This window comes from Chryseobacterium daeguense DSM 19388 (assembly GCF_000430825.1).
Taxonomy (GTDB): Bacteria; Bacteroidota; Bacteroidia; order Flavobacteriales; family Weeksellaceae; genus Chryseobacterium; species Chryseobacterium daeguense.
Genome location: NZ_AUMT01000002.1, coordinates 385,660 through 397,831 on the forward strand (window position 1 = coordinate 385,660; position 12,172 = coordinate 397,831).

Annotated in this window: 8 protein-coding genes; 5 read left to right on the top strand and 3 right to left on the bottom strand. The window is 35.9% G+C overall.

Going from position 1 to position 12,172, the window contains the following annotated elements; all coding sequences use genetic code 11:
• Positions 1 to 76 precede the first annotated feature (76 nt).
• Positions 77 to 457 (bottom strand): TraR/DksA family transcriptional regulator, encoded by a 381-nt coding sequence (locus H560_RS0104285; RefSeq protein WP_027378898.1) that lies wholly within the window; start codon positions 455 to 457, stop codon positions 77 to 79.
• Between the two features lie 59 nt (positions 458 to 516).
• Positions 517 to 3,918, bottom strand: coding sequence for an isoleucine--tRNA ligase (gene ileS, locus H560_RS0104290; RefSeq protein ID WP_027378899.1), 3,402 nt, complete (start codon positions 3,916 to 3,918; stop codon positions 517 to 519).
• Positions 3,919 to 4,455: 537 nt separating this feature from the next.
• Between ileS and H560_RS0104295 the strand changes: the two genes are divergently transcribed.
• From H560_RS0104295 to H560_RS0104305, 3 genes are all read left to right on the top strand, one after another.
• Positions 4,456 to 6,135, top strand: a complete 1,680-nt coding sequence (locus H560_RS0104295; RefSeq protein WP_027378900.1) for a M23 family metallopeptidase — start codon at positions 4,456 to 4,458, stop codon at positions 6,133 to 6,135.
• Positions 6,136 to 6,425: 290 nt separating this feature from the next.
• Positions 6,426 to 7,718, top strand: a complete 1,293-nt coding sequence (locus H560_RS0104300) for a phenylacetate--CoA ligase family protein (RefSeq protein WP_027378901.1) — start codon at positions 6,426 to 6,428, stop codon at positions 7,716 to 7,718.
• Between the two features lie 92 nt (positions 7,719 to 7,810).
• Entirely contained in the window at positions 7,811 to 8,425 is a 615-nt protein-coding gene (locus H560_RS0104305; RefSeq protein WP_027378902.1) for a hypothetical protein, read from the top strand.
• A 29-nt stretch (positions 8,426 to 8,454) separates the two neighbouring features.
• Here H560_RS0104305 and H560_RS0104310 read toward each other — a convergent pair whose 3' ends face one another.
• Entirely contained in the window at positions 8,455 to 9,702 is a 1,248-nt protein-coding gene (locus tag H560_RS0104310; protein ID WP_027378903.1) for an NAD(P)/FAD-dependent oxidoreductase, read from the bottom strand.
• 95 nt (positions 9,703 to 9,797) lie between these two features.
• On the opposite strand from H560_RS0104310, the gene H560_RS0104315 reads away from it, so the two are divergent.
• Both H560_RS0104315 and fabG read left to right on the top strand, forming a co-directional pair.
• Positions 9,798 to 11,327, top strand: a complete 1,530-nt coding sequence (locus H560_RS0104315; RefSeq protein ID WP_027378904.1) for an HAL/PAL/TAL family ammonia-lyase — start codon at positions 9,798 to 9,800, stop codon at positions 11,325 to 11,327.
• 69 nt (positions 11,328 to 11,396) lie between these two features.
• Positions 11,397 to 12,128: a 3-oxoacyl-ACP reductase FabG gene (gene fabG / locus H560_RS0104320; RefSeq protein WP_027378905.1), complete on the top strand. Its 732-nt coding sequence runs from the start codon at positions 11,397 to 11,399 to the stop codon at positions 12,126 to 12,128.
• The last annotated feature ends 44 nt before the right edge of the window (positions 12,129 to 12,172 follow it).

Genomic DNA, 12,172 nt, shown 5'->3' on the forward strand with positions numbered 1-12,172 from the left:
TAAATTAAAAATTAGGTTTATAAAGTATTTCATGAAATACGATATAAACCCAAATTTATTTTAACTAACCTTACGGTTATTTCTGCATATTTTTCGCTTCAATGCTCAGCGTAGCGTGAGGAACTGCCAGAAGCCTTTCTTTAGGGATCAGCTTACCCGTTACTCTGCAAACGCCGTATGTTTTATTTTCAATTCTTATTAAAGCATTTTTAAGATCACGTACAAATTTTTCCTGTCTTCCTGCCAAAATAGAATTTTGCTCCTTGCTCAACGTTTCAGCACCTTCTTCAAATGCCTTGAACGTTGGGGAAGTATCATCAGTCCCGTTATTCTGATCATTGATGAAACTTTCTCTAATCAGTTTCAAATCATTTTCAGCTTTTTCTATTTTTTCTTTAATAATAGCCTTAAATTCCTGCAGATCAGCATCGCTGTATCGTACTCTTTCGTCTGACATGTTCTTTTCTCTTTTTTAATAAAATTATGAAATGGAATTTGAAAAACAATAACTATATGTTAATTTTTTTCAACATTTATCTTGAAATTAACCTCATCTATTTCGATTTCGTTAAAATTTGAAAGTGAAGATACAATTTCTATTTTATTTGACAAGACCTCTGATGAAATATATTCTTCATTTTTCTTAATATCATGTAAGAATGGTGAAGATTCTTCCACAAAGATGTTAATTCTGTCCGTTAAATCGAAATCTTTATCTTTTCTCAGGTTCTGAATCCTGTTAATAAACTCTCTTGCAATTCCTTCAGATTTTAACTCGTCTGTTAACGTCAAATCTAATGCCACAGTTGTTTTACCATCAGAAGTTACCGTCCATCCCGGAATATCTTTTGTGGAAATTTCTACATCATCAGTTATAATTTCATATCCCTGAATGTCTAATTTTCCTTCTTTTTCTAATTTTGAAATCTGCTCTGCATCAAGATTTGCAATTTCTCCTCCAACCGTTTTCATGTCTTTCCCCAGCTTAGGACCAAGCGCTTTGAAGTTCGCTTTTATTTGTTTTACAATTAAATGTGATGCTTCTTCCGCATTGATTAATTGAATTTCTTTAACATTTACTTCCTGCTTGATTAATTCAGAAACCGCAGAAATCTGCTCTTCCGTTTTTGAATCCAAAACAGGGATTAATACTTTCTGTAACGGCTGACGAACTTTTACGTTTTCTTTTTTTCTTAAAGAGAAAACCATGCTTGTAATGCTCTGCGCCAAATGCGTTTTTTCAACCAGATCCTGATCTATTAAGCTCTCATCTGCAACAGGGAAATCTGTCAGGTGAATAGATTCAGCATTTTCTTTTCCTGTTACTTTATTTAAATCCTGATACAGCTGGTCCATAAAGAACGGCGCAATCGGTGCGGATAATTTTGCAACAACCTCAAGACAAGTATATAAAGTCTGGTAAGCAGAGATTTTATCATCGGAATAATCTCCTTTCCAGAAACGTCTTCTGCATAATCTTACGTACCAGTTACTTAAGTTGTCGTTTACGAATGTATTGATCGACCTTGCAACTCTTGTGGGCTCGTAATCTTCGTAGAATGCTTTTACTTCTTTGATTAATAAATTTAATTCAGACAAAATCCATCTGTCGATTTCCGGACGGTTTTGAATATCTTTTTCAGAATAATTAAATCCGTCCACATTCGCGTACAAAGCAAAGAATGAATACGTGTTATAAAGTGTCCCGAAGAACTTTCTTCTGATCTCATCAATTCCTTCGATATCGAATTTCAGGTTTTCCCAAGGATTTGCATTCGAAATCATGTACCAGCGCGTTGCATCCGGTCCGTAGATTGAAATAGTTTCAAATGGATCAACAGCATTTCCTTTGGATTTTGACATTTTCTGTCCGGTTTTATCCAAAACAAGCCCGTTACTCATTACATTTTTATAAGCAACTGAATCAAAGACTGCTGTTCCGATCGCATGCAGCGTATAGAACCAGCCACGCGTCTGATCAACCCCCTCTGCAATAAAATCAGCAGGGAATGCTTTATTGCTGTCGATTAATTCTTTATTCTCAAAAGGATAATGCAGCTGTGCATAAGGCATCGACCCGGAATCAAACCAAACGTCGATCAGATCACTCTCACGTCTCATTTCTCTTCCTGAATCTGAAACTAAAATTACCTGGTCTACAATGTTTTTATGTAAATCTACCAAAGCATAGTTTTCTTCAGACATATTTCCAATCTCGAAGCCTTTGAATGGATTTTCTTTCATAACTCCTGCTGCGATTGACTTTTCGATCTCATTGTATAATTCTTCTACAGAACCGATGATTTTTTCTTCTGCCTGTCCTAAGCCTGTGGAAGGATCTGTTCTCCAGATCGGCAAAGGTATTCCCCAATATCTTGAACGGGAAAGATTCCAGTCGTTTATATTTTCCAGCCAGTTGGCAAAACGGCCTTCTCCAGTTGATTTTGGCTTCCAGTTGATTTCTTTGTTTAAATCTACCAGTCTGTCTTTTACGGCAGTCATTTTCACAAACCATGAATCCAACGGGTAGTATAACAACGGTTCATCTGTTCTCCAGCTATGCGGGTAGCTGTGAACATATTTTTCAACCTTAAAGGCTTTATTTTCCTCTTTTAAACGAATAGCAATTTCTACATCCACAGACTTTTCAGGGGCTGTTCCTGCATCATAATATTCATTTTTAACATATTTGCCGGCAAAATCTCCCATGTGAGAAGTGAATCTTCCCTGTAGATCCACTAAAGGAACCGGATTTCCGTGTTCGTTTAAAACCAGCATTGGTGGAACTTCAGGTGTAGCTTCTTTCGCTACTTTCGCATCATCTGCACCAAAAGTCGGCGCCGTATGAACGATACCCGTTCCGTCTTCTGTCGTTACGAAATCTCCGGAAATTACTCTGAAAGCATTTTCCGGATTCTGATATGGTAAAGCGTAAGGCAATAACTGCTCGTATTTAATGCCAACCAAATCAGCACCTTTGAATTCTGTCAGAATTTTGAAAGGGATAGTTTTTGTTTCAGAAGTATAATTAGCAAAATCTTCATCTGTTCCTTCTGCAAATTTTTTCCCGAACTGTTTTCCAACCAAAGCTTTAGCCAAAACAATATTGATAGGCTCAAAAGTATACTGGTTGAAAGTTTTAACTAAAACATAATCGATTTTTGGTCCGACAGTCAATGCCGTGTTGGAAGGCAACGTCCAAGGTGTTGTCGTCCAGGCTAAGAAATGCACGTCTCCAAAACCTTGTAAAAATGAAGGCAATGTTTCCGGAAGTGTCTTAAACTGGGCTACAATTGTTGTGTCAGAAACATCTCGGTAAGCTCCGGGCTGGTTTACCTCGTGTGAAGATAATCCTGTTCCTGCTTTCGGAGAATAAGGCTGAATGGTGTATCCTTTGTACAATAATCCTTTATCATACAATTGTTTTAACAGCCACCAAACCGTTTCCATATATTTTGACTTGTACGTGATATACGGATCTTCAAGATCTACCCAATACCCTATTTTTTCGGTAAGGTTATTCCAAACGTCTGTATAGCGCATTACTGCCTCACGACAAGCCTTGTTGTAATCTTCAATAGAAATTTTTTTGCCAATATCTTCTTTCGTAATTCCTAATTCTTTTTCTACGCCCAGCTCCACAGGAAGTCCGTGTGTATCCCAACCCGCTTTACGGAAAACCTGCTTCCCGTTCTGGGTCTGATAACGACAGAAAATATCCTTTAATGCTCTGGCCATAACGTGGTGAATTCCGGGCATACCATTTGCTGAAGGCGGACCTTCATAAAAAACAAATTCTGGCTGCCCCTCACGAATCTCAACACTCTTATTGAAAGTTTTATTTTGTTTCCAAAATTCCGCTACATTCTCTGCTACGTCAATAAGATTGAGGTTTTTGTATTCTTTAAATTGGCTCATTGTAATATATCAATATCGTTGATTAATTAAGTTGGCAAATTTACTAAAATTTGTCGGTTTATAATATATGTTTTATTTTGATATTGTGGATTAAAAAGTTCTGTTTCAGAAATATAAATGGTGAGATGTCTGAAATGTGAATTGTTAATGGTGAATAAGTCAACCTTTTAAATTAATTTTAAGAAGTTTTTTTGAAATTTTCAATGATTTTTATCAATAGGGGCGGGCTTTAGCCCGTTTTCAATTTAAATCAAATTCCATTGGCTTTAGCCAAAACTTAAATTTCTACTCATGCATATATTTTTAACGCAAAGTTTTAATTTAATAATAATTAATATCTAGTGAGCAAAGAAGAATCAACAAGTTGATTTGATCAAGGTTTGTTTTCAAGCTTCGCGCAGCAGATTTATTTGCTTTTGCTTTCTGATTAATAAACTTAGTAATTGAAATCTTTGCTTTTAAATTTTTTGAACACAACCATCTGTGGAAAATAAAAACAAAATTTCGTAATTTTAAAACACACTTAAAACCATCTGTATGAAAATCTTTCCTCGATTGATATTACTTTTTTGTTTTATCAGCTACACAGTAATATTTGCTCAAAATAGTTATCCGCAAGGCTATTTTAGAAACCCATTGAATATTCCCATTAATCTTGCTGCTAATTTTGGAGCCGTTCGTTCCAATCATTTCCATATGGGATTGGATATCCGAACTAACAGTCAGGAAAATTTACCGGTCGTTGCTGCAGCAGATGGTTATGTAAGCAGGATAAAAGTGGAACGTTACGGTTTTGGAAATGCGGTTTATGTCACTCATCCTAATGGCTACACCACAGTCTATGCTCATTTGAATAAATATTTCGATAAGCTGGATGATTTTGTAAAAGAAAGGCAGTACAAAGATGAAAAATGGGAACAGGATATTACTTTTTCGCCCAAACAGTTTCCTGTAGCTAAGGGGCAATTAATTGCTTTAAGCGGAAATACGGGAGGTTCGGCAGGACCGCATCTTCATTTTGAAATCAGAGATACAAAAACGGAAGAATGCATTAATCCGCTGCTTTTCGGGTTTAATATTCCTGATGGCGTTGCTCCTATTATCAGTGGATTGTACTGGTATGACCGCCGTTTCAGCACGTATGAACCTGGAGCGAACGGATTTGCTGTGAAAAAAACGGGAAATTTGTATATTTCAAATGTTATTCAGGTGAATTCTCCTCAGATAAGCTTTGCTGTAAAAGCTGTGGATAAAGCGAATCAGGGCTTTAATCTGGGAATTTACGAAGCAGAACTTCTGATGGATGGAAAATTGGTGTATAGTTTTAAAATTGATAAAGTTCATTATGATGATACCCGCTATCTTAATGGCTGTATTGATTACCCGAAGTTCGTTCGTGATAAAATGAGCATTCAGCATTTATCGGCATTACCGGGAATGAGGCTGCCTGATTATAGTTCAGGTTCGGACGGAATTATTAACCTTAAAGATAATGAAATTCACACGATTGAAATTATTTTAAAGGATGTAAAAGGAAATACCAGCCGGCTGACAACGAAAGTTCAGCTAAGCAGTATTTCAGATAAAATTTCTTCAAATACTAAAACGGCTGTTCCCAACGAATCAAAAACAATCAAAACAGAAAATGCAGAAATTATTTTAAGTAAAAATGCATTGTATGATGCGGTAAACTTCAATATGTCTGAAAAACTTGATGGAGAAGCGGTTTCAAATGCTGTTATTTTGAATAATTCATACATTCCGGTTCATGATTTTTATACGCTTAAAATTAAGCCTAACAGAAAGTTGTTCAATCAGGAAAAGGATAAAACGGTTATAGAACTTAATTACGGAAGCGACAAAAATATCATCAGGGCAAAATGGAGCGGCGAATGGGCAGAAGGGGAATTCAACAGGCTTGGAACTGCAAGAATATTGCTGGATAACAGCCTGCCTTCCGTGTCTCCGAGCTGGAAAGACGGTTCATTAGTAAGTGGAAGCTCGTTAAGATTAAAAGGATCAACAAAAATAGGAGATATTGAATCTTTCCGGGCTGAGCTGGATGGGAAATGGCTTCGTTTTGCAAGGATAAAGGATGATTTTGTTTACATATTTGATGAAAAATGCCCGAAGGGTTCTGGCTCTCACACATTGAAAGTTACGACTATCAATACTGCTGGAAATACAAATACGCAGACTTTTACTTTTCAGCGATAATTATTTTTAAAACAAACGTTTTTTACGCAAAGTTTTAATTTAAATAATAAAAGCTTTAAGTGAGTAAAGAAGAATCAACCAGTTGATTTAATGAAGCGGTGTTTTTGAGCTTCGTGAAGCAAATTTATTTGCCTTTGCCTTCTTAAATATAAGAGATTTTAATAATCTTTGCTTTTAAAAATAACACAAATATTCACAAAGTAAATATATAACGAGTCTAATTTTTAAATCTTTTAATCATTAAATCTTTTTAATTTTAAATAAATTTGTCTCCTAAAATATAAAAACCCTTGGAATTCTATCCATCAATTGAAAAAGCAGATATTCAGGAAATAAAAAAGTTTCAGGAGCAAAAACTTCATGAGCTTTTAGCTTATCTTGAAGCTCACTCTCCCTTTTATCAGAAATTATTCAGAGAAAACAATATCATTATCCAGGATATCCGGACGTTGGAAGATTTACAGAAAATTCCCACGACAACTAAGAATGATATTCAGGAGAACAATGATGATTTCTTCTGCATCACTCCTGATAAAATTGTAGACTACAGCACCACTTCAGGGACTTTGGGCGATCCGGTAACTTTCGGATTGTCTGATAATGATCTTGAAAGGCTGGCTTACAACGAAGCCATTTCTTTTGCCTGTGCAGGAGTTCAAAAAGGAGACGTTGTGCAGATGATTACAACCATTGATAAAAGATTTATGGCCGGGCTTGCATATTTTCTAGGCCTAAGAAAAATGGGCGCGAGTGTTGTAAGGATGGGACCCGGAATTCCGGAGCTTCAATGGGATTCTATTTTTAGATATAAACCAAAATACCTGATCACTGTTCCTTCATTTTTACTAAAAATGATTGATTTTGCAGAAAAAAACGGGATTGATTATAAAAATTCCAGCGTTTATGGTGCAGTATGCATCGGAGAAAGTATCAAAAATCAGGATTTTACGGATAATATTTTGTCTCAGAAAATTAAAGAAAAATGGGATATTAAGTTGTTTTCAACTTATGCTTCCACAGAAATGAGTACCGCCTTTACAGAGTGTGAATTCCAGCACGGAGGGCACCATCATCCGGAATTAATTATCACAGAAATTCTTGACGACGAGGGAAATCCTGTTAAAGAAGGTGAAAGCGGAGAGTTAACTATTACAACGCTTGGCGTAGAAGCTCTTCCTTTATTGAGATTCAAAACCGGAGATATAGTAAAAGCACATTACGAGCCTTGCCAATGCGGAAGAAATACAATGCGTTTAGGTCCTGTGATCGGACGAAAACAGCAGATGATAAAATATAAAGGAACGACATTGTATCCGCCGGCAATGAATGATATTTTGAATGATTTTACCTCCATTTTGTGTTATCAGATTGTTATTCAGTCAAATGAAATCGGGTTAGATGAGATCATTATTAAAGTAAGCACAAACAGCGATTCTGAAAGCTTTGTAAACGAAGTAAGAGACCATTTCCGCGCAAAATTAAGAGTGAGCCCGAAAATTGAAATCGTAGATTTCGATATTTTGTCTAAAGTAGTTCACAACCCGAACAGCAGAAAACCAATCACTTTTATAGATTTAAGATAGGCCTACAAGAGATTTAACAAAAAATATAAATTAAGCAGTTCTTCAGGACTGTTTTTTTATAATATATTTGCGGCTTATTAAAATTAATAACTATGAAAAAACTAATGATGATGTTGTTTCTGGCAATTGTAACAACATCTTTTGCTCAAACTGAAAATAGCTTGGTTATACAACAGGGTACTTTCAACTTTCTAAAAGATCAGACAGAAGTAAATGTTCAGTTAAAGTTTGATAATACTCTTTACCAGGTAGAAAATTTCACAGAAGCCCAGTATCTTGAAAAAAGAAAAGAAGATGTTCTGGCTAATCGTAAAAAGACAGAAAACGACTGGCTGAAGTGGAACGATGCATGGAACAGGTTTCAAGATACGGAATACCTGAACTATTTTATAAAAGGAGCAAACAGTAAATCAAAAACAATACTTTTCACAAAAGAAGCCAATACAAAATATACACTGATCATCAATGCAAAGTGGATCTATGCAGGATGGCACGGCGGGTTGATAGGGCAGGAAGCGAAGCTTACATCTGAAATGATATTTGTGGAAACAGAAAATCCTTCAAAAATTATAATGAAGCTGCAGGGAGATAAAATTCTTGGAAAACCGCAAAATAAAGATTTCGTCATGGAATACGGAAGAATTGCCGGAGCGTATGAAGCTACAGGGAAGGAGATAGGTAAAGCAATTAAGAAAGCATTAAAATAAGTTTCGGCGGCCAAAGGCCGCCGAAACTATTATTGTTGATTAAGTTTTTCAGTTTTAATAAGATTTGCAAGGTTTTTAATAACCGTATCATGCTTTCTTACAAAAGGATTGTCTTTATTCCATACATATCCGGCTAAGACAGCACAGATTTTTCTTTTTACATCCTCATTTTCAGGACGGTGGAAAAATAATTCCTGAAGGTTCCCGGTGTACCATTCTTTTACATAGGTTGTGAAAACATCAACTCCGTATAAAATGTAATCTGAGTATTCCTTCTGCCAGTCAATAGTTTCGCCATTCATTTGTCGTAAGGCCAGTTTTGCAGCCAGCATTCCGGATTCCGTTGCAAAAGCCATTCCTGAAGAGAAAACCGGATCCAGAAATTCAGAAGCATTACCCGTTAAAGCAAATCCGTTCCCGAATAAGCTTTTAACAGAACAAGAATAATCTTTCAGATGTTTTGGTTCAAAAAGAAAATCTACATTTCCGAAACGTTTTACATAATAATCAGAAAGGGAGATTGCTTTTTTTAATGCTTCCGTTGTATTACCGTTTTCAGATAATTTGTCGATATATTCAGTAGGACCTACAATTCCTATGCTTGTATTTCCATTAGAGAATGGTATTACCCAAAGCCATACTTCAGTTTCGATAATATCAAAAGAAATCAATGTTCCCTCCGTGCCTTCTTCTCTGTTAATATCATCTACATGAGCAAAAATAGCGGAATGTGGAGAAAGTTTTGAAGGTTTTTCCAGATCTAAAAGACGGGGTAAAACTCTTCCGTAACCGCTGGAATCAATCACAAATTTCGCATGAATTTCCTTCGTTTCTCCGTTTTTATTTTTTACGGTTGTCACAGAATCTGTTCCATTGAATTCAATACCAATTACTTCTGTTTCAAATTCAAGGTCAATTCCTTTATTAATGACTTCCTGAGCCAGCGTATTATCAAAATCAGCTCTCGGAACCTGCCATGTCCAGTCCCAGCCTTCGCCGAACTTATCACTGAAATCAAAAAGGCATACTTCATCACCACGAAGAAAGCGGGCGCCAAGCTTTTTTTCAAAGCCCATTTTGTCCAGGGCGGGAAATAATCCGGCTTCATCAAAATGATCCATTACTCTTGGGATCAGGCTTTCCCCAACCACCAATCTTGGAAACTTTGTCTTTTCGACAACTTTCACGTTGACGTTGTTCTTCTTTAAGTATGAAGAAGATACGCATCCGGAAGGTCCAGCGCCGATTACAAGCACGTCAACAAATTCTTTGCTCATCTTTGATTTTTTATTTTAATAATAACTTCTATCTTTGCCGCAAATTAATGACAATTAATTAATAATTACAAAATTATCTTTTATTACTTTAATAAATGAAAATAAATAACTTTTTAGAACTGAACGACTTTAAAAAAATCATTATTAAGAATGAAAATATAGAACTGGATACAGCACTTTTAGCCAGAGTGGATGAAAGTTTTCAGTTTTTAAAAGAATTTTCAAAAAATAAAGTAATTTATGGTGTGAATACGGGCTTCGGTCCGATGGCACAATTCAAAATAAGTGATGAAGATACGCATCAGCTTCAATATAACTTAATAAGAAGCCATTCTTCAGGCATTGGAAATCCGCTTCCTTCCACGGAAGTTAAGGCTTGTATGCTAGCAAGATTAAATACTTTGTCTCTTGGAAATTCAGGAGTGCATGTTTCAGTTGTAAACTTACTTAAAGAATTAATAAACAGGGATATTACACCGCTGATCTTCGAGCACGGAGGTGTTGGGGCGAGTGGCGATCTTGTTCAGCTGGCTCATTTGGCTTTAGTTTTAATAGGTGAGGGCGAAGTTTTCTATAAAGGAAAAAGAAAATCCACAAAAGAAGTTTTTGAAATAGAAAATCTTGAACCAATTCATGTAGAGATACGTGAAGGTTTAGCTTTAATGAACGGAACTTCTGTGATGTCAGGAATAGGTGTTGTTAATGCTTATAAAGCGAATCAATTAACTGATATTTCAATTAAATTATCTTGTGCAATTAACGAAATTGTACAGGCCTACGATGACCACTTGTCGGAAGTGTTAAACGGAACTAAGCTTCACGCAGGCCAGCAAAAAATTGCTGCAAGAATGCGTGAGCATTTATCGGACAGTAAATTAATCAGAAAAAGAGCAGATCATTTATATACCCATTTTGAAGAGCAGGAAAAGGTTTTCAAAGAAAAAGTGCAGGAATATTATTCTTTAAGATGCGTTCCGCAGATTTTGGGCCCTGTTTTGGATACATTGGAATATACGGAGAAAGTCTTGGAAAATGAAATCAATTCAGCGAATGATAACCCAATCATTAACGTTGAAGATCAGCATGTGTACCACGGCGGAAACTTCCACGGAGACTATATTTCTCTGGAAATGGATAAGCTGAAAATTGTGGTTACCAAACTTACAATGTTGGCAGAAAGACAGTTAAACTATCTTTTAAATTCAAAAATCAACGAAATCTTGCCTCCTTTTGTAAATTTAGGTAAATTAGGTTTCAATTTCGGGATGCAAGGCGTTCAGTTTACGGCAACTTCTACTACGGCGGAGAGCCAGATGCTGTCTAACCCGATGTACGTTCACAGTATACCTAATAATAATGATAATCAGGATATTGTAAGCATGGGAACAAATGCTGCCGTGATTTGCAGAAAAGTGATTGAAAATGCTTTTGAAGTACTTACGATTGAAGCAATCACTATTGTTCAGGCCATTGAATATCTTGGTTTTCAGGATAAAGTTTCATCATCCACAAAAGAATTATATGATGAAATAAGAAAGATAATCCCTGCATTTTCAAATGATATGGTGATGTATCCATATCTGGAAAATGTAAAACAATATTTAAAAAACAATGTAATTATTTAATCTAATTAATTGTTTACACTAAAGATGAAGAAATATTTTTAAAAACTAAAACTAATTAAACAGGAACACATGAAATGTGCAATCATCACAGGAGGCTCAAGGGGAATTGGAAGAGCAATCTGTATAAAACTGGCAGAAGAAAAAAATTATCATATTTTAATTAATTACACTTCAAACGAAGCTGCAGCAAAAGAAACATTGGCTAAAGTTGAAGAATTGGGCTCTACCGGAGAAATTCTTAAATTCGATGTAGGAAATGCCGAAGAAACTCAAAGAATATTAACGGAATGGCAGGAAAATAATCCTAAATCTGTTGTTGAGGTAATCGTAAATAATGCCGGAATTACAAGAGACGGTCTTTTCATGTGGATGCCGAGCGAAGATTGGAATGCTGTGATTAACACAAGTTTAAATGGTTTTTTCAACGTAACGAATTTCTTTATTCAAAAATTGTTGCGTAATAAATACGGCAGAATTATCAACATGGTTTCTGTTTCCGGAGTGAAGGGTACAGCAGGACAAACCAATTATTCTGCAGCAAAAGGCGCCTTGGTGGGAGCTACAAAAGCTCTTGCACAGGAAGTGGCAAAAAGAAATATCACAGTAAATGCGGTGGCACCGGGATTCATTAAAACAGACATGACTCAGGAATTCAATGAAGATGAATTAAAAGCAATGATTCCGGCCAACAGATTCGGTGAAGCAGAAGAAGTGGCAGATTTAGTTGCGTTTTTGGCTTCCAAAAAATCATCGTACATTACTGGTGAAGTGATTAATATTAACGGAGGAATCTATTCTTAATGAATGTAACAATCTATCGATGTAGCAATTTACCAATATCAATC